Raw genomic sequence first — 17526 nt, forward strand, 5'->3', positions numbered from 1 at the left:
CACGACGCAGAGAGGATAAGGTATGTCTCAAGCAAATGAAATTGAAGTAAGAAAAGATCAGTCTAACGACGAAGTACTTCAGTGGGTAACATTCCAGTTAGAGGAAGAGACTTACGGCATCAACGTGATGCAGGTTCGTGAAGTCTTGCGTTATACAGAAATTGCACCAGTACCGGGCGCGCCAAACTACGTTCTGGGTATTATCAATCTGCGTGGTAACGTTGTGACAGTTATCGACACACGTTCTCGCTTTGGATTGATGGAAGGTGAAATCACCGATAACACCCGTATTATTGTGATCGAATCAGAGCGTCAGGTCATTGGTATTCTGGTGGACAGTGTGGCCGAAGTGGTTTACCTGAAATCGTCTGAAATCGACACGACCCCAAGTGTGGGCACGGATGAGAGCGCCAAGTTTATTCAAGGCGTTAGCAATCGTGACGGCAAACTGCTGATCCTGGTGGATCTGAATAAGCTTCTGACAGACGACGAATGGGATGAGATGGCTCATCTGTAATGAATGTTCTGTCGACTAACCTGCCCCTCGTCGTGATCGTGCTGGCGGTGCTGCTCCTGATCTTGGGGGGAGCCATGTTGAGCATGAAACGCGGCATGGTGCGAGCAGCGGATCAACACAGACAACAACAGCGAGCACTGGACAAAGAAGTTCAGAAAGCCAATAAGCAGTTGCTTGAAGTGCGTTCCGTCGTGGTCGGCCTAGGCCAACGAGTCAGTGAGCAACAAGACATCATTCAGCATCTCAACGAGCGCATCAGCGAACTGGAGAATGCCGACAATGACGCGCGGCTCTATTCGCGCGCCAGTAAAATGGTTCAGCTTGGTGCCGATGTGAACGAGCTGATTGAAGAGTGTGAGTTGCCCAAAGCCGAAGCTGAATTGATGTTGTCGTTGCAGAAAAAGCTCGCCGGTAAGGAGCGAGTGCCCCCGTTAGGCGGGGAGCAAGACGCTCAATTAACGCGCCGGCGCCCGGTACGCAAATAGAATGAATCAGAAGGAAGCCCAAGGGCTTCCTTTTTCTTTCCGCGCACTTGTACTACCGAGGTAAGGAAATATCAGAATGTAACCAAAAAGAGTTACATGGATAAAAAAGTGACTAATTATTAACAGATTCTTACGTAGTTTCGTGACTCGTAATGGTCTTATTCTGTTTAGTCTTAAGTTGGCTGTGTTAAACTTAGCGCTCTGATTTCGCACTTAATTAACGCATGCTGGAAGTAAAACAACTCACGGCCATCCGTGATGAAAGAATTCTCTTCGAATCCCTCTCTTTTACCATACAATCGGGCGAACTGGTTCAGATTGAAGGGCGTAATGGCACAGGGAAAACCACCTTGCTGCGTATCATCGCGGGTCTGGGCGATCGTGATGATGGACAAGTGTGTTGGAATCAACAAACCATAGAAAACAGTCGTGATGAGTATCATCAGGATTTACTCTTTCTCGGTCATCAGACCGGGGTCAAGCGTGAGCTGACCGCATACGAAAACCTGCGTTTTTATCAGTCACTGTATGCCACTAATCTGCTTACTCGAGATGACATTTACTTTGCTCTGGCGAAAGTTGGTTTGGCGGGGCGAGAAGACGTACCTGTGGCGCAGTTGTCCGCGGGCCAGCAACGCCGCGTTGCTCTGGCGCGTTTGTGGCTAAGTGAGCATAAGTTATGGATTCTGGACGAACCTTTGACGGCCATAGATAAACAAGGAGTCAAAGTGCTGGAAGCTTTGTTTCTACAACAAGCGGAAAAGGGAGGCATTGTTATTCTGACCACGCATCAGGACATGTTTGCTGACAATCCCAAACTGCGCAAAATTAAGTTGGGAGACTGAGCATGATCGCTGCCATGACCACCATTGTCCGCCGTGAACTCCTTATCGCATTCCGTCGTCAGGCCGACATTTTTAACCCGCTGTGGTTTTTCATTATTGTTATTACCCTCTTTCCGCTTAGCATCGGCCCAGAGCCAAGCTTGCTCGCCCGCATTGCAGCGGGCATCGTATGGGTGGCTGCCTTGTTGTCCGCGCTGCTTTCGTTGGAACGTTTGTTCCGTGATGATTTTCAGGACGGATCACTGGAGCAAATGATGCTGATGCCGGTCCCGCTACCGATCGTGGTGATCTCCAAGGTCATGGCGCACTGGCTTTTGACGGGCTTGCCTCTAATCCTGATCAGTCCGCTGTTGGCGATCTTATTGTCACTCGATTTTAATACCTGGCTGGCTGTGGTATTGACCCTGCTGGTCGGTACGCCGACTCTGAGTTTCATCGGCGCCATTGGCGTTGCGCTGACGGTGGGCCTGCAAAAAGGCGGTGTGCTACTGAGCCTGTTGGTTTTACCGCTTTATATTCCAGTTTTAATCTTTGCCACTTCTGCGATTGATGCCGCGTCCCTTAACATGGCGTATAACGGGCAGTTAGCGATTTTGGGGGCGATGCTGGCAGGGGCGACCACTTTGACGCCGTTTGCGATCAGCGCTGCTCTCCGGGTAAGTGTAAATTAGGTCGACTGGATCAAAGTTAAAGACAATAAAAGCAATTATAAAATGTGCCCGCGTTACATTAGTGTGAAGTTTGTCACCAAGCACTGGGGACGCGTTCAACAATACGAAGTAAGAGTGAGAACAAGCAATGTGGAAATGGCTTCATCCCTACGCCAAGCCCGAATCTGCGTATCAGCTGTGCGGTAAATTGTTACCCTGGTTTGGCGCATTAGCACTGGTGTGTTTAAGCATCGGTACGGTTTTGGGGCTGGCTTATGCACCCGCAGACTATCAACAGGGTGACAGTTTCCGGATCATCTATATCCATGTTCCCGCGGCGATTTGGTCGATGGGGGTCTACATGTCGATGGCCATTGCAGCCTTCATCGGTCTGGTGTGGCAAGTGAAGCTGTCTGATATGGCGGTATCAGCCATGGCGCCAATTGGTGCGGTATTTACCTTTATTGCGCTGCTAACGGGGGCTATCTGGGGTAAGCCGATGTGGGGCACCTGGTGGGTGTGGGATGCGCGTCTGACGTCTGAATTGATTCTGTTGTTCCTATATCTGGGTGTTATTGCCCTGTCGCATGCGTTTGATGACCAGAAGACTGCCGCGAAAGCAGCTGGCATTCTGGCGATTGTCGGTGTGGTTAATCTGCCGATCATTCACTTCTCTGTCGAGTGGTGGAATACCCTGCATCAGGGCGCCACCATTACTAAGTTTGAAAAACCGTCGATTTCCAGTGACATGCTGTGGCCACTGCTGCTGAATATTTTTGGCTTCGCGTTCTTTTTCGGCGCGGTCACCATGGTGCGTTTGAGAAATGAAATCATCAGTAAAGAAAGCCACCGCCCTTGGGTGGTGACTCTAGCAACCGCAAAAACCGGGCGAGGTGAGTAACATGCATTTTGAATCGCTGAGTGATTTTTTTGCCATGGGCGGCTACGCCGGCTATGTGTGGAGTGCGTTTGGCATTACTTTCCTGGCTCTGCTTATTCTGTTGCTGGTCAGTCTTCGTCGCGGCCAGCGCTTGCTGCGAGACGTTCAGGCAAAAGTGGAACGTCAGGCTCGAATTGATGCGGCTAAAAATATGGAGAACACCTTATGAACCCAAGACGTAAAAAGAGGCTCGGAATTGTTCTGGCGATCTTTGTTGGCATTGCGGCAACAGTGGGCCTTATCCTGTATGCACTCAATCAGAATATGGATCTGTTTTACACGCCGACTGAGCTGGTGAACGGAAAACCGGACGGCACGAAGCCAGAAGTCGGTCAGCGTTTGCGTATTGGTGGCATGGTCGTCAAAGGTTCCGTGAAACGCGATCCGGAGTCCCTACGGGTATCGTTCTTATTGCATGACGTTGGCCCGAAAGTCACGGTGGTTTACGACGGTATTCTGCCGGACCTTTTTCGTGAAGGGCAGGGGATTGTGGCGCAAGGCGTGTTAAAAGATGCCACGACGGTCGAAGCTTTCGAAGTGTTAGCGAAACACGATGAAGAATATATGCCACCGGAAATTGCAGAAGCGATGCAGAAAAACCATCAGCCTCTGAAGTACACCGAACAACAAAAACAAGGAAGCGGTCAATGATTGCTGAGATAGGCCATTTCGCCTTAATCGTGTCGCTGGCACTGGCAGTGCTGCTGAGCATTCTGCCATTGATGGGCGCATCGCGTAACAACACGATGCTGATGAATACCGCCCGCCCGCTGTCCTGGGGCATGTTCGTATTGTTGATGCTGTCATTCTGTGTTTTGCTGTGGGCCTTCTACACCAATGATTTCACGTTGCAGTATGTGGCCAGTAACTCAAACAGCCAACTGCCGTGGTATTACCGGCTAACGGCCGTTTGGGGGGCTCACGAAGGTTCCCTGTTACTCTGGGTCCTGATCCAGGCGGGCTGGACCGTGGCGGTGGCGACATTCAGCCGTGGCATGCCGCAGGAGTTGGTGGCCCGTGTTCTGGCGGTAATGGGCATGATCAGCGTTGGCTTTTTACTGTTCATTATAGTGACGTCTAACCCGTTTATCCGTACCTTACCTTTCTTCCCGATCGACGGCCGCGATCTGAACCCGCTACTGCAAGACCCCGGGCTGATCATTCACCCGCCGATGTTGTACATGGGGTACGTTGGTTTCTCGGTGGCGTTTTCGTTTGCCATTGCATCACTGATGACTGGTCGGCTTGATACAGCCTGGGCTCGTTGGTCGCGTCCGTGGACTACCGCTGCCTGGTTATTCCTGACATTGGGCATCGCTCTGGGATCATGGTGGGCCTACTACGAACTGGGTTGGGGCGGCTGGTGGTTCTGGGATCCGGTCGAGAACGCATCTTTCATGCCTTGGTTGGCGGGCACAGCGCTAATGCACTCATTGGCGGTGACAGAAAAGCGCGGCACGTTCAAAGCCTGGACGGTCTTACTGGCGATTTCGGCGTTCTCTTTGAGCCTGCTTGGCACATTCCTGGTGCGTTCGGGTATCTTGGTTTCGGTGCATGCGTTTGCATCCGATCCGTCTCGCGGTATGTTTATTCTGGGGTTCCTGGTGTTTGTAATTGGGGGCTCGCTGCTTCTGTTCGCACTCAAAGGTGCGTCAGTACGTGTGCGAGGCAATTTTGAACTGGTGTCGCGTGAAAACGCGCTGCTGGCCAACAACGTCCTGCTGATTGCTGCCTTAGTGGTGGTGCTGGTAGGGACGCTGCTGCCATTGGTACACAAGCAAATTGGCTTAGGCTCTGTGTCTATTGGGGCTCCGTTCTTCAATATGTTGTTTGCCTGGTTGATGATTCCATTCGCCTTCCTGCTCGGGATTGGTCCGCTGCTGCGCTGGAAGCGCGATAATCTGACCAAGCTGGTCAAGCCGATGCTGGTGTGCAGCGCGATTTCTCTGGCTGCCGCCGCCGCTCTGGTCCAACTGCTGTCGCCTCACTTCAGTAACATGGCGTTCATTGGTTGGGTGATGGCATTCTGGATCATTCTGATGCACGGCGTGGAGCTGTATGAGCGAGCGACGCACCGTCATGATTTCTTCACCGGTCTGAAGAAACTGCAGCGCAGCCATTGGTCGATGATGCTGGCGCACATCGGATTGGCGGTGACGGTTATTGGTATTGCCATGGTGCAGAATTACAGCATCGAACGCGATGTACGCCTTGCTCCGGGTGAGCACTATCAGATTGAAGGTTACGACTTCTACTTTGCTGGGCTGCGTGACAAAGACGGCCCGAACTACGACGGTTATATTGCCGACTTCGAAGTCACTCGCGACGGACAATATGTTAATACGCTGCACGCCGAAAAACGTTTTTACCGTACGGCTCGTTCAATGATGACTGAAGCGGCCATCGATCGCGCCGTGACCCGTGATCTGTACATTGCGATGGGAGAGCGCTTGGATGACAACAAATCTTGGGCGGTGCGCATTTACTATAAACCGTTTGTGCGTTGGATCTGGGCCGGTGCCCTGTTGATGGCGCTGGGTGGTGCTCTGGCCATCAGTGATAAACGTTACCGTTTTCGTAAAACGGTAAAAACTCAGGAGGCGTAAATGAACAAGAAAATTCTTTTTATTCCATTGCTTGCTTTCCTGGGGTTGGTGGCAGTGTTTGCGACTCAACTGGTGAAAAATTCAGAAGGTGATGATCCAACGAAACTGGAGTCAGTACTGGTTGGTCAACCGGTACCCGATTTTCGTCTGGAAGATCTGGCTGAACCCGGCAAGTTGTACGACCAGTCGATTTTTAAAGGTGAGCCGCTGCTGCTGAACGTCTGGGCGACCTGGTGTCCGACTTGTTACGCCGAGCACCAGTACCTGAATCAACTGGCGGGCGACGGCGTTAAGATCATCGGTATGAATTACAAAGATCAGCGTGACAAAGCCGTGAAATGGCTGAATGAACTGGGCAATCCGTATCTGATTAGCCTGTTCGACGGCGACGGCATGCTGGGGCTGGATTTGGGCGTGTACGGTGCACCGGAAACCTTCTTGATCGATGCTAACGGTGTGATTCGTTATCGCCATGTGGGGGATGTGAATCCGCAAAACTGGAAGACTCAGTTGCAACCAATCTATCAGTCAATGCTTGAGGAGGCGCAGCAATGAAAAAATTCCTCCTAGCTATCGTTGCCAGCCTGAGTATTTCAACACTGGCCATGGCTGCCATTCAGGTATATGAATTTGATACACCAGAGCAAGAGCAGCAATTTAAAGAGTTGAGCCACACTCTGCGTTGCCCGAAATGTCAAAATAACAGCATCAGCGATTCCAACGCGGAACTGGCGCAGGATCTGCGTCAGAAAGTCTATGAGATGACCAAAGCTGGCAAATCTAAGCAGGAAATCGTGGATTACATGGTGGCACGCTACGGCAACTTTGTGACCTATAACCCCCCGTTTACAGCATCGACATCGATTTTATGGCTTGGCCCGCTGGTGGTGATCGTGATCGGTTTTGGGGTGATTGTCCTGCGCAGTCGACGTAGCAAAGTACGAGTGACTCAGACGGAAACTTGGGATGACGAAAAAGAATCGCGGCTAAAAGCCTTGCTGGATGAAGAGAAGAACGACGGAGATAAGCAGTCATGACACTATTTTGGATTTCCACGGTGGCGCTTGTCCTGATCGCGGTTTTCTTTATCGCGATGCCGATGATCAAGAAAAAAGTCAACAACGATGCCGCGCTGCGGGACGAACTCAACAAAGCGTTTTATAAAGACCGTCTGTCGGAACTGGAAGAAGAAACTGAGGAAGGGCTGGTAGATGATCAACAGGATTTGATTTCCGACCTCAAACAGTCGTTGCTGGATGATATTCCGGGTGGTGATAAACCGAACTCTGACAACACGGTATCGACTCGGGCCATTCTGATCCCGTCGATTCTGTTGGTGGTGGGCCTGTCCTACGCGATGTATTTCAAATTTGGTGGGAGTCAGCAGGTCGAGCATTGGCAACAGGTGAGTGAAAATCTGCCGGCATTATCAAAAAAACTGATGTCACCACAAGGCGTAGCCCTGACGGAAGACGAGATGAACGATCTGACGCTGGCGCTGCGTACCCGCTTACATTACCAACCCAACGATTCGACCGGTTGGTTACTGTTGGGACGGATTGGTCTGGCTAACCGTGACGTGGAAACCGCTACAGGTTCGATGAAACACGCGTATGATCTAGAGCCGGATAACGACGACGTCAAGCTGGGCTATGCACAGGCACTGATGTTGTCGCCGGATGAATTCGATCAAGACAAAGCTCGTGAGTTATTGGGCACCTTGCTCAAAAAAGACTATGTTGATATTCGGGTATTCTCACTTTTGGCCTTTGATGCATACGAGCAACAGGATTATGCTGGGGCAGTGAAATACTGGACCATCATGCAGCAGATGATTGGGCCGGACGACGAGCGTTATGAAATGCTGACCCGCAGCATTGCCAATGCGAAAAAGCAGATGGGGCAAGCTGTAGGCGAAGGAAAATCGGTTTCGGTGACCATCTCATTGGCACAGGGTATCAGTGCTAACCCTGATGCGGCTTTGATTGTTTCGATTCACAGTGCCGATGGTGCGCCGATGCCAGTTGCGGCAGCACGCTATCCACTGGGAGCTTTCCCGAGAACGGTTGTTCTTGATGACGGGAACAGCATGGTACAGGGGCGCAAGCTGTCGGATCTGGACAACATTATGGTGCGGGTCCGGATTGATGAAGACGGCAATGTCGCAACGCGTGATGGTGACTGGTATGGTGAGAGCCAAGCGGTGAAATTAGGCGAACCGGTTGCAGTTGAGATTAATAAACAGTATTAATAGCCAGCAATTGCATTTAATGAGCCAATAGGCCGGTGCATGCATCGGCCTTTTTGTATGGAATAGAATAATTATGATGACTAAAAAGTCACGATTTTTGTCAGCGGCAATGAGTTGTCTCCTGGTGGTGGGCTGTACCAGTGCACCTGAATACGCCGAGCCCAACCCTAAGGTGAATGACCCAATCGAAGGGTTTAACCGGACCATGTGGACGTTCAACTACGACTACCTGGATCCCTATTTTGTCCGACCGGTATCTCTTGGTTACGTCAATTACGTGCCGACACCGGTGCGCAGCAGTATTGCCAATTTTCTCTCTAACCTGGATGAACCATCCAGCGTGATCAATAACCTGATCATGGGAAACGGCAGCAAGGCCGTGGACCACTTCACCCGCTTTTTCCTCAACAGCACATTTGGTATTTTTGGTCTTTTTGATATCGCTTCTGAAGCCGGTATCACCAAATACGATGACAAAGCATTCAGTGATGCCGTCGGTCATTATGGGGTGGGTAATGGTCCTTACGTGATGGTGCCTGGCTATGGGCCATGGACGGTGCGTGAATCGACCGATGTGGTGGACGGTTTGTACCTGCCTCTGTCATACCTGAATATCTGGGCCGCAGCGGGTAAATGGGCGCTGGAAGGCATGGAGACTCGGGCCGCGTTAGTTTCTCAGGAAGCTGTATTAGAAAACTCACCGGATCCGTACGCGCTGGCGCGTGATGTTTACCTGCAACGTCGTGATTTTACTGCGGAAGCGCAAAGCGATGAATACAGTGAAGACGAAGAGCAGTATCTGGATGAATATTTGGACGAAGAGTTCTGAATAAAAAAGGCTTGGTAAAACCAAGCCTTTTTATTGGATCGGGATCAGAAGCGGTAGTTTGCCTGAACACCCACCAACCAGACGCTGCCGGATATCTCACCGACAAACTGGCCGCCGACATCCTGAGCTGCGTCATCCGAAGGGTAGCCACGCGACTCAACAATGTCTGCGTCTTTAGCGATGATATAAGTAAAGCCCGCATCTAAGTTGAAGTTCTTCGTGACGTCGTATGAGGCGCCGACACTTAGCCAGGTGCGGTCGGTTTCCGGAATGGTGATGGTGCGGTTTTTATCGCTGACTGCCGATGTGTCGTACGCCACACCAGTACGCAGTGCCAGTTTGCTATCAAGCTGATACGTGGCCCCGATAGCGAAACGATAGTTGTCCCGCCAGTTTTCTTCTTTCACCATCTGCTTGCCAATCACATCCAGGTCCGCTTCCAGTTTTTCGAAAGCGCTCCAGTCGGTCCAGTTGATGCTGGCATGCATGGCCAGACGATCAGTCAGCTGGTGGAAACTGGCCAGTTCCGCGGTCGCAGGCATAGGTAGCTCCATAGAGCCACTCAGACGTTGGCCATTTTGCAGGCCAAAACCGATGCCTTCCGCGTGGCCTTCCAGATCCAGTTTGACTTCCGATTTATAGGCAAAGCCAATACGGTGGTTTGGGTTGATCTGCCATGCTGCCCCGGCCTGCCAACCCCATGCATCGGTATCACCTTCCATGTACTTCAGCGTCGTGCCTTGCTTGAGTATGCCTTGAGTGGCCAGTTCCGTCTGGGCTGGTACTGTTGCACCGAAATGACCTTCACCACGTACGTAGCGCAAACCGCCGCCCAGGCTCACCGCCGGAGTCACTTTGTATGCGATGTTGACGTTCGCTTCCATGGTTTTCACCATCGCTTCATTGCCAAAGTGGGAGCCGGAAAAGTCATTCGACAGTTCGGTTTCCATGCCGTAGTTGGTGTTTAGTGCTAAGCCGAGGAACAGGCGCTCACTCAGTTGGTGCGACAAGTAAAAGCTTGGGATGAAGGCATCGTGAGCAAAGTCATCTGAGGATGCCGGCAACTGCTGTCCGCTTGCGTTAATGTGGCCGTCGATATCGACGTTTGGATCCACATAAATCACACCGGCTGAAGTTTGTGTGCCTGGCAGGTAGGTCATCATGGCTGGGTTGCGCCATTGAGCACCGGCATTGTCGGCCATTGCTGCCTCACCGGCGTACGCGCGGCCTAGACCTGTTGCGGAGTATTCTGCTAGCTGAAAGCCAGCGGCCTGAGTGGTGGTGGTGAATGCGGTCAGGCCAAATGCCACGGCCAGTGACACAAGAGATTTATTTGTTTTCATTGTAAATGTTCGCTGAAACTGAATGCTATCAAGTCGAACGATCTTAAAGTTAGAGCGAAAGCTTTAAAAATAAAAATCACCTTAAGATTCTTTTTTAAGATAAAACACCTAAAACTGGTGTTTTATTAGATATAAATGTGGTTTGTTATTGAGCTGTATAAGATTTTGAGCGAACACCCGTGTTACGAAAACGCCCTTTATGCTCACAGATGTAAGCCAGAAAGTAATGAAGAGTTAAGCAAAAGGGCTGGAAAACCAGCCCTTTAGATTGGAATCAAACGTGGATTCTGAATTAGAACGTGTGGCTGTACTGTAGGCCAACCAAATAGGCATCAGCGTGAGTTGTGCCTGTAATTCTCGAAACAGTTTGCCCGCCGACTTCTGTTGATTCACTGACATCAACATCATCGCCCATCAGGTAGGTAAAGCCAAAGTCGATGTTTGACGCTGAACTGATGTGGTAGGTAAAGCCAGCAGAGAACCACTGACGGTCCGAATCCGGAACGGAAATGGAGGTAACGTCATCCTGAGCGCTGGTGTCGTACATGTAACCTGCACGCAGTGTCCAGTCGTTGTTCAGGTAGTAGGTTCCACCCAGAGCAAAGTGCCAGCCGTCTTGCCACTCATAGGCCTTTTCACTGATGGCGACGTTATCAAACTCAATTTTGTCGAAATCTGACCAGCCAATCCATTGCACACTGTAGTGTACCGCAAACTTAGTGTCTGGAATTTTGTGGTAGCCGGAGAACTCTGCGATATCCGGCAGGGGCAACGTGACTTTTTTCGAGCCATCTTTGGCCTCAATCTCTGGGCTGTAACGGTATGCCAGACCAAAGCGGTTGTCTTTGTCCAGTTCGTAAACCGTACCGATATTGAACCCGACACCCCAACCATCGGCATCTTCGACATCCAGGATGGATTGACCGTTAAGCGCGTTCAGCGTTGCAGTTTGGCCATTGTCTACGGCTGGTGGTAAAACCGGACCTTCATAAAATTTGTTGCTGAAGTTACGTTTCAGTGTGCCTTGGCCGTAGATCAGATCCAGACCAGCACCAAAACTCCACTGTTCATTCAGGCGGTAAGAGCCTGCCAGGCCGAAGTTCAGACTGATGATTTCGGTTTCACCACCGTACTCACCCCCTACGTAACCGCTGCTGAAATCAGTTCGGGTACCAAAGTTTGAGTAGACATTGGCACCAACAGCGAACTTTTCGTTGATCGGAACGATCAGGTGAATGTTAGGGGCAACAGACGTCGCGCCAGCGTCGTCGTAGTCAGCATCGACACCAGTGTAAGTTGGATCAACAGCGCCGGTCGCACCGTAGTAGGTGGCATCAGACACTTTAATTTTGGTGGTAATGGTTTCAAAACCCAGTGACAGAGAAGTTTTGTCAAACAGAGCCATTGCTGCTGGGTTACGTGCCATTACCGAAGCGTTGTCTGCGATGACAGCGTCACCGGCGAAAGCTCGGCCAAGGCCAGTTGCAGATTGTGCATTCAATTGGAAACCTGCAGCCATTGCTTGCTGCGTGGCGAGAGAGACAGTCACTGCTAGTAGCGACTTTTTAAACAGACGCGTCTTGTTCATTTATGCTTTTCCTTTTTATTTCGTCTCTAAGTGGACGTTATTTTTGAGCAAATGCTCAGTTGGTGGCTGATACTATGCTTTAGTGTAGATAATAGAAATCCGACCATTGTCTAATTGGGTGACAAAATTGTAGAAATGATGGTTATCTAGCAGGAAAATGCGCGATTTTGATATTTTTTAGAGTTAAGACTCTATTGGCGAGGTAAAAATATAGCCCAAACTTATCGTTCGGGCTATATTCATTTTAAGCGGCAGGTTTGATCATTTTGGCAATCTTTTCAGCGATTTTTGTTACATCTTCACCTTTTTCTCCAACCAGTATCAAACTGGTGTTACCTATGGGTTCGATGACCCCTGACATGCCATCTTTTTCGAAGCTTTCCTGCTTCGGTGCTGGCAAACCAGTGAGGAAAAGAGTGACCTTCCCTTTGTCGCCCTGAAACACCATATGAACGGCGTTGGAATGACCAAAACCACAGTGGTTAAGGTAGTACACATGGTAAGGAAAAGCCGAATCCATGTGATAGGAGAAAGGTTGCATCTTTGCGTTAATTTGCGTCGAACTGACTTGCTCGTCGACATTATCGACAAAAGCGCTTTCGTCAATTACGTGCTTCACCGCCATATCAGCAAGGCTTGCCTGGGCAGGAGACACAACCAGGTTACCCCAGTTGATCTGCCCAACCAGCAGACCAAACACAAAGGCAATCGACGCCGCCATCGCCATGGCGCGTTTAGCAAAGTTGGGCCGTACGACATTATCCGGTGAGGACGACTGATTGAACAGAATGCGATCTGCCAGATCATCGGGAACGGGAACCGTCATCGCTTTCGCAAGTCTGGCATCCAAATCCAAAATGTCGTCAGCAAATTTCTTGTTGGCGTCGCTGCTTTTCATCGCGTCCTGGACTTGTTTATCGCGGTCTTTGGGATCCGACATAATCCGGCGGCGAAATTCTAAATCATCCATTCTGATGCCCCCTTAGTTTATCTTCAGAATCCAGCATCTCCTTGAGTTGATTGCGGGCTCTAAACAGGCGTGTCATTACCGTGTTCTTGTTGAGGTTAAGTATTTCACCGATCTCTTCTCCACTGAACCCTCCGACAACCTGAAGAAACAGAGGTTCGCGATAATCGACATCCAACTTCATTATTTGGGCTTGAACCCATTCCGTCTGATGATGAGCATCATCGCTGATTTTGGCGTCGTTACCGTGATCGTCAATGTCCACCAAGTCCAGCTGTTTGCGCTCAAAGCGCCGCGCGTTTTCCCGCCTTAAAATGGTAATCAGCCAGGATTTGGCCGCTTTGTCGTCTTGCAAGCTATCGAGCGATTTCCAGGCTCTGAGGCAGGTTTCCTGCACCAGATCTTCCGCCACGCTCTGATCCTTGCACAACCAGAACGCATAGCGGTATAAATCGCGATGATACGCTCTGACAAGCGCTTCATATTTTCTTTGTCTGTCCATATCCGAGTTGACCGGATCATCGGACTTTTTCTTTCCGAAAAATCTGATTATTGACACATGAGCCTCCGAATCGCCCTGTGAATCTTATAGTTATATACGTCGAACATATTTAAGTGTAAGTCAATCAAACGGCTGACAAGCGATTTGCAACCTTGTTTGAGTAAATCAACATAAAATTGATCTAATTCAAAATCTTATACCGAGTAGGGGTTATAGTACACCTTGTCATCTAGTTAGTCTTTGTGACTAACGTGTTGAGCAAGATGACACTTCCTTTTGAAGGCTGACTTTACTTTCTCCTAATCAGGAAACTGATTACTTTCAATTGGCGTAAGTTAATTGCTTTATATATTCCAACCACACAATTTTGTGTGGTTTTTTTTTGCCCGCCGAATCACTCTTCCACTAAAATTTCTGAATTATTAACCTGTTACCAACGTTTGAATGATTGGTTTCGACTACACTAACAGCGTGTTTCGATGCCAATATCACGTTTATTTAAACGGGCGTTTGATTGTTTTAACAATCTCGTTACAATACATCAGGTCAGACCTCTTATCTTTAAGGAGAAATAATGGGCAAGCAGGAAGTAAAAACACGTTCAGGCGAACGTGTCGCTATCGTAGCGGGGCTGCGCACACCATTTGCACGTCAAAGTACTGAATTCAGTCAAGTTCCGGCCGTGGACCTTGGCAAAATGGTTGTCAGTGAAATGATGGCCCGAACCGACATCGATCCGACACTGATTGAGCAGGTGGTGTTTGGACAGGTGGTTCAGATGCCGGAAGCCCCCAACATTGCACGTGAAATCGTACTGGGCACCGGTATGAGCATCCATACCGACGCCTACAGCGTCACGCGTGCGTGTGCCACCAGTTTCCAGTCTGCGGTGAATGTCGCGGAAAGCATCATGGCCGGTACGATAGACATCGGGATTGCTGGCGGTGCGGATTCCTCTTCGGTTTTGCCTATTGGTGTCTCGAAAACGTTGGCGGCTAACCTGCTTGCCCTGAGCAAAACTAAAACGCTCAGTCAGAAGCTGGGTCTTTTGAAAAATCTCAGCCTTAAAGACCTGATGCCTGTGCCGCCGGCGGTTGCAGAGTATTCGACCGGGCTATCGATGGGGCAGACCGCAGAACAGATGGCCAAATCCCATGGCATCAGTCGCGCTGATCAGGACGCGTTAGCACATCGTTCTCATACATTGGCTTCACAAGCCTGGAAAGACGGCAAGATCGCCGGTGAAGTAATGACGGCTTTCCCTGAACCGTACAAAAAATGGTTGGCGGAAGACAACAATGTCCGTCATGACTCGACGCTGGAAGGTTACGCTAAACTGCGTCCGGCCTTTGACCGTCAGTACGGCAGTGTCACGGCTGCGAACTCGACGCCCCTTACCGATGGTGCGGCTGCGGTCATGCTGATGCGAGAAGGTCGGGCGAAAGAACTGGGTCTGGAAATCATGGGCTACATTCGCTCCTATGCGTTTTCTGCCATCGGTGTTGAGACTGACATGCTGATGGGCCCCTCATACGCAACGCCGCTGGCGCTAGAACGTGCCGGCCTGTCCTTGTCTGATTTGACTTTGATCGATATGCACGAAGCCTTCGCTGCGCAGACACTGGCGAACGTCAAAATGTTCGCCAGTACTCAGTTTGCGCAGGAAAAACTGGGTCGTTCTAAGGCGATTGGTGAGATCGATATGGAGAAGTTTAACGTTCTGGGCGGTTCCATTGCGTACGGTCACCCTTTTGCGGCAACCGGAGCGCGAATGATGACTCAGACTCTGCGAGAGCTGAAACGTCGCGGTGGTGGTCTGGCGCTGAATACCGCGTGTGCAGCGGGTGGTCTGGGCGCGGCAATGATTCTGGAGGTTGAATAATGAGTGATGCAAAGGCGTTTAACCTGACGGTTGACGAACAGAATATTGCCTGGCTGTCTATCGACGTCCCGGGCGAAAAAATGAATACTCTTCAGGCTGCGTTTGCTGATGAAATGAGCGATATTTTGACGCAGTTGAAAAATGAGAAAGGCATTAAAGGCCTGATTCTCCATTCTCTCAAACCAGACAACTTTGTGGCTGGTGCAGACGTGCGCATGCTGGAAGCGTGTAAGAGTGCGGCAGAAGCGGAAACGTTGGCCAAGCAAGGCCAACAGATGTTCCAGGCTTTGGTTGATTTGCCGTATCCGGTCGTGGCAGCCATTCATGGCCCATGTCTGGGTGGCGGCCTGGAGCTCGCATTGGCGTGTGATTATCGCGTTTGTAGTGATGCAGATGGCACCCGACTTGGGTTGCCTGAGGTTCAACTCGGTCTGCTGCCAGGCTCTGGTGGTACTCAGCGCTTACCGCGTCTGATTGGCTTGCTGCCTGCACTGGATTTGATTCTGACAGGAAAACAGCTGCGCGCGAAGAAAGCGAAGAAACTGGGTGTGGTGGATGCCAGCGTGCCACAGACTGTCTTGCTTGATGTTGCGAAGAGCTTCCTTGAAAAGGGGAAAAAGAAACCGAACAAAAAAGTGTCGACCAAAGAGAAACTGATGTCTCAAACCGGGGTCGGACGCAAACTGATTTTTGAACAGGCAGCGAAGAAAACCCGCGAAAAAACCCGCGGCAATTATCCGGCCGCTGAGGCTATCCTGGATGTGATTCGTCATGGTTTAGAAAAGGGCATGACAGACGGTCTGGAGCTTGAAGCACGCCGCTTTGGTGAGTTGGTGATGACCGCTGAATCCAGGGCTCTGCGTTCGATATTCTTTGCCACAACCGAGATGAAAAAGGAACACGGCAGCGACGCCGAACCGCAAGCGGTTTCGCGTGTGGCTGTGCTAGGTGGCGGTCTGATGGGCGCTGGCATCAGCCATGTTAGCGTTGCCAAAGCCAACGTACCGGTACGCATCAAAGATGTCGCTAACGATGGTGTGTTGAATGCACTGCAGTACAACTACAAATTGTTTGAGAAACAACGTAAGCGCCGCATTTTGTCCAAAGCTCAGCTTCAGGGCAAAATGATGCAGTTGTCGGGCGGAACCGATTTTACCACCTTCAATCATACGGATGTGGTGATTGAAGCGGTGTTTGAAGATTTACAGCTGAAGCAGCAGATGGTGGCGGACATTGAGGCCAATGCCAAACCGAGCACGATTTTTGCGACCAATACGTCGTCGTTGCCGATTCACCAGATTGCAGCACAAGCCAAGCGTCCGGAAAATGTGGTTGGTTTGCATTACTTCAGTCCGGTAGAGAAGATGCCGCTGGTGGAAGTGATTCCGCATGCGGGGACGTCTGATGAAACCGTATCGACCGTGGTAGCCCTGGCGAAGAAGCAGGGGAAAACGCCGATTGTCGTCAAAGACTGCGCGGGCTTTTATGTGAATCGGATTTTGGCGCCATACATGAATGAAGCTGCTCAGGTGCTGATGTCTGGTGAGCCGATTGACCATCTTGATACTGCGTTGTTGGATTTTGGTTTCCCGGTCGGCCCGATAACCCTGCTGGATGAAGTGGGCATCGATATTGGCGCTAAGATCATGCCGATTCTGATCAATGAACTGGGTGTTCGTTTTCGTGGGCCGGACGTTTTTGACACCTTGTTGAACGACGGACGCAAAGGTCGTAAGAGTGGCAAGGGCTTCTACACCTACAAAGGCAAGAAAAAAGACGTCGATAAGAGCATTTATAAGCTGCTGAAACTGACGCCGGAATCCAAACTAGGCGCGAACGACATTGCGATGCGTTGTGTATTGCCAATGCTCAATGAAGCGGTACGTTGTTTGGATGAGGGCATCATTCGTAGCCCACGTGACGGCGACATTGGGGCGATCTTTGGGATCGGATTCCCACCGTTTCTCGGTGGACCATTCCGTTACATGGATCAGATTGGCATCAAACGGCTGGTCGAGATCATGAACGATCACGCGAAGAAATACGGTGATCGTTTCGCACCGTGTGACGGGTTACTGACCCGAGCCGGGCTGGACAAGCCATTCTATGAATAAGTCATAC

General features: G+C 50.4%; 18 protein-coding genes. 14 read left to right on the top strand and 4 right to left on the bottom strand.

The window, feature by feature from the left end:
- The first annotated feature begins 22 nt into the window (after window positions 1-22).
- The 12 genes from VPR01S_RS03350 to VPR01S_RS03405 all read left to right on the top strand — a co-directional run bounded on the left by VPR01S_RS03350 (window position 23) and on the right by VPR01S_RS03405 (window position 9123).
- On the top strand, window positions 23-517 hold the full coding sequence (locus VPR01S_RS03350; protein WP_021703891.1) for a chemotaxis protein CheW: 495 nt from the start codon (window positions 23-25) through the stop codon (window positions 515-517).
- Window positions 517-1002, top strand: coding sequence for a DUF2802 domain-containing protein (locus VPR01S_RS03355; protein ID WP_021703892.1), 486 nt, complete (start codon window positions 517-519; stop codon window positions 1000-1002). Before VPR01S_RS03350 ends, VPR01S_RS03355 begins: the two co-directional genes overlap by 1 nt.
- Before the next feature lie 224 nt (window positions 1003-1226).
- Entirely contained in the window at window positions 1227-1847 is a 621-nt protein-coding gene (gene ccmA / locus VPR01S_RS03360; protein ID WP_021703893.1) for a cytochrome c biogenesis heme-transporting ATPase CcmA, read from the top strand.
- Between the two features lie 2 nt (window positions 1848-1849).
- Window positions 1850-2518 (top strand): heme exporter protein CcmB, encoded by a 669-nt coding sequence (gene ccmB / locus VPR01S_RS03365; protein WP_021703894.1) that lies wholly within the window; start codon window positions 1850-1852, stop codon window positions 2516-2518.
- A gap of 127 nt (window positions 2519-2645) precedes the next feature.
- The gene (locus VPR01S_RS03370; RefSeq protein WP_021703895.1) at window positions 2646-3398 is read left to right on the top strand and encodes a heme ABC transporter permease; all 753 of its coding nucleotides are present in this window, start codon (window positions 2646-2648) and stop codon (window positions 3396-3398) included.
- 1 nt (window position 3399) lies between these two features.
- Window positions 3400-3606 carry a heme exporter protein CcmD gene (gene ccmD / locus VPR01S_RS03375; protein ID WP_021703896.1) on the top strand — a complete coding sequence of 69 codons (207 nt, stop codon included), beginning with the start codon at window positions 3400-3402 and terminating at the stop codon, window positions 3604-3606.
- The gene (gene ccmE / locus VPR01S_RS03380) at window positions 3603-4088 is read left to right on the top strand and encodes a cytochrome c maturation protein CcmE (protein ID WP_021703897.1); all 486 of its coding nucleotides are present in this window, start codon (window positions 3603-3605) and stop codon (window positions 4086-4088) included. The genes ccmD and ccmE overlap by 4 nt, the downstream gene beginning before the upstream one ends.
- Complete coding sequence (locus VPR01S_RS03385) at window positions 4085-6043, top strand: heme lyase CcmF/NrfE family subunit (RefSeq protein ID WP_021703898.1); 1959 nt, start codon at window positions 4085-4087, stop codon at window positions 6041-6043. The genes ccmE and VPR01S_RS03385 overlap by 4 nt, the downstream gene beginning before the upstream one ends.
- A complete protein-coding gene (locus VPR01S_RS03390) occupies window positions 6044-6598 on the top strand; it encodes a DsbE family thiol:disulfide interchange protein (protein ID WP_021703899.1) in 555 nt (184 codons plus the stop codon).
- The gene (locus tag VPR01S_RS03395; RefSeq protein WP_021703900.1) at window positions 6595-7080 is read left to right on the top strand and encodes a cytochrome c-type biogenesis protein; all 486 of its coding nucleotides are present in this window, start codon (window positions 6595-6597) and stop codon (window positions 7078-7080) included. The genes VPR01S_RS03390 and VPR01S_RS03395 overlap by 4 nt, the downstream gene beginning before the upstream one ends.
- Complete coding sequence (gene ccmI, locus VPR01S_RS03400; protein ID WP_021703901.1) at window positions 7077-8294, top strand: c-type cytochrome biogenesis protein CcmI; 1218 nt, start codon at window positions 7077-7079, stop codon at window positions 8292-8294. Before VPR01S_RS03395 ends, ccmI begins: the two co-directional genes overlap by 4 nt.
- 73 nt (window positions 8295-8367) lie before the next feature.
- Window positions 8368-9123: an MlaA family lipoprotein gene (locus VPR01S_RS03405; protein WP_040902229.1), complete on the top strand. Its 756-nt coding sequence runs from the start codon at window positions 8368-8370 to the stop codon at window positions 9121-9123.
- 44 nt (window positions 9124-9167) lie between these two features.
- Here VPR01S_RS03405 and VPR01S_RS03410 read toward each other — a convergent pair whose 3' ends face one another.
- The 4 genes from VPR01S_RS03410 to VPR01S_RS03425 form a co-directional block, all read right to left on the bottom strand.
- Window positions 9168-10466, bottom strand: a complete 1299-nt coding sequence (locus tag VPR01S_RS03410) for an outer membrane protein transport protein (RefSeq protein WP_040902230.1) — start codon at window positions 10464-10466, stop codon at window positions 9168-9170.
- A 292-nt stretch (window positions 10467-10758) separates the two neighbouring features.
- Window positions 10759-12054 carry an outer membrane protein transport protein gene (locus VPR01S_RS03415; protein ID WP_021703904.1) on the bottom strand — a complete coding sequence of 432 codons (1296 nt, stop codon included), beginning with the start codon at window positions 12052-12054 and terminating at the stop codon, window positions 10759-10761.
- Between the two features lie 244 nt (window positions 12055-12298).
- A complete protein-coding gene (locus VPR01S_RS03420) occupies window positions 12299-13024 on the bottom strand; it encodes a DUF3379 domain-containing protein (RefSeq protein ID WP_021703905.1) in 726 nt (241 codons plus the stop codon).
- Window positions 13017-13580, bottom strand: coding sequence for a sigma-70 family RNA polymerase sigma factor (locus VPR01S_RS03425; RefSeq protein ID WP_040902231.1), 564 nt, complete (start codon window positions 13578-13580; stop codon window positions 13017-13019). Before VPR01S_RS03425 ends, VPR01S_RS03420 begins: the two co-directional genes overlap by 8 nt.
- A gap of 517 nt (window positions 13581-14097) precedes the next feature.
- Here VPR01S_RS03425 and fadI point away from each other — a divergent pair.
- Window positions 14098-15405, top strand: a complete 1308-nt coding sequence (gene fadI, locus VPR01S_RS03430; RefSeq protein WP_021703907.1) for an acetyl-CoA C-acyltransferase FadI — start codon at window positions 14098-14100, stop codon at window positions 15403-15405.
- Window positions 15405-17519 carry a fatty acid oxidation complex subunit alpha FadJ gene (fadJ, locus tag VPR01S_RS03435; protein ID WP_021703908.1) on the top strand — a complete coding sequence of 705 codons (2115 nt, stop codon included), beginning with the start codon at window positions 15405-15407 and terminating at the stop codon, window positions 17517-17519. The genes fadI and fadJ overlap by 1 nt, the downstream gene beginning before the upstream one ends.
- Window positions 17520-17526 lie beyond the last annotated feature (7 nt).

The organism is Vibrio proteolyticus NBRC 13287 (assembly GCF_000467125.1).
Taxonomy (GTDB): domain Bacteria; phylum Pseudomonadota; class Gammaproteobacteria; order Enterobacterales; family Vibrionaceae; genus Vibrio; species Vibrio proteolyticus.

Excerpts from the sequence above, each read along its gene's own strand:
- VPR01S_RS03350 (WP_021703891.1), top strand. The coding sequence starts at position 23 with ATGTCTCAAGCAAATGAAATTGAAGTAAGAAAAGATCAGTCTAACGAC.
- VPR01S_RS03355 (WP_021703892.1), top strand. The coding sequence starts at position 517 with ATGAATGTTCTGTCGACTAACCTGCCCCTCGTCGTGATCGTGCTGGCG.
- ccmA (WP_021703893.1), top strand. The coding sequence starts at position 1,227 with ATGCTGGAAGTAAAACAACTCACGGCCATCCGTGATGAAAGAATTCTC.
- ccmB (WP_021703894.1), top strand. The coding sequence starts at position 1,850 with ATGATCGCTGCCATGACCACCATTGTCCGCCGTGAACTCCTTATCGCA.
- VPR01S_RS03370 (WP_021703895.1), top strand. The coding sequence starts at position 2,646 with ATGTGGAAATGGCTTCATCCCTACGCCAAGCCCGAATCTGCGTATCAG.
- ccmD (WP_021703896.1), top strand. The coding sequence starts at position 3,400 with ATGCATTTTGAATCGCTGAGTGATTTTTTTGCCATGGGCGGCTACGCC.
- ccmE (WP_021703897.1), top strand. The coding sequence starts at position 3,603 with ATGAACCCAAGACGTAAAAAGAGGCTCGGAATTGTTCTGGCGATCTTT.
- VPR01S_RS03385 (WP_021703898.1), top strand. The coding sequence starts at position 4,085 with ATGATTGCTGAGATAGGCCATTTCGCCTTAATCGTGTCGCTGGCACTG.
- VPR01S_RS03390 (WP_021703899.1), top strand. The coding sequence starts at position 6,044 with ATGAACAAGAAAATTCTTTTTATTCCATTGCTTGCTTTCCTGGGGTTG.
- VPR01S_RS03395 (WP_021703900.1), top strand. The coding sequence starts at position 6,595 with ATGAAAAAATTCCTCCTAGCTATCGTTGCCAGCCTGAGTATTTCAACA.
- ccmI (WP_021703901.1), top strand. The coding sequence starts at position 7,077 with ATGACACTATTTTGGATTTCCACGGTGGCGCTTGTCCTGATCGCGGTT.
- VPR01S_RS03405 (WP_040902229.1), top strand. The coding sequence starts at position 8,368 with ATGATGACTAAAAAGTCACGATTTTTGTCAGCGGCAATGAGTTGTCTC.
- VPR01S_RS03410 (WP_040902230.1), bottom strand. The coding sequence starts at position 10,466 with ATGAAAACAAATAAATCTCTTGTGTCACTGGCCGTGGCATTTGGCCTG.
- VPR01S_RS03415 (WP_021703904.1), bottom strand. The coding sequence starts at position 12,054 with ATGAACAAGACGCGTCTGTTTAAAAAGTCGCTACTAGCAGTGACTGTC.
- VPR01S_RS03420 (WP_021703905.1), bottom strand. The coding sequence starts at position 13,024 with ATGGATGATTTAGAATTTCGCCGCCGGATTATGTCGGATCCCAAAGAC.
- fadI (WP_021703907.1), top strand. The coding sequence starts at position 14,098 with ATGGGCAAGCAGGAAGTAAAAACACGTTCAGGCGAACGTGTCGCTATC.
- fadJ (WP_021703908.1), top strand. The coding sequence starts at position 15,405 with ATGAGTGATGCAAAGGCGTTTAACCTGACGGTTGACGAACAGAATATT.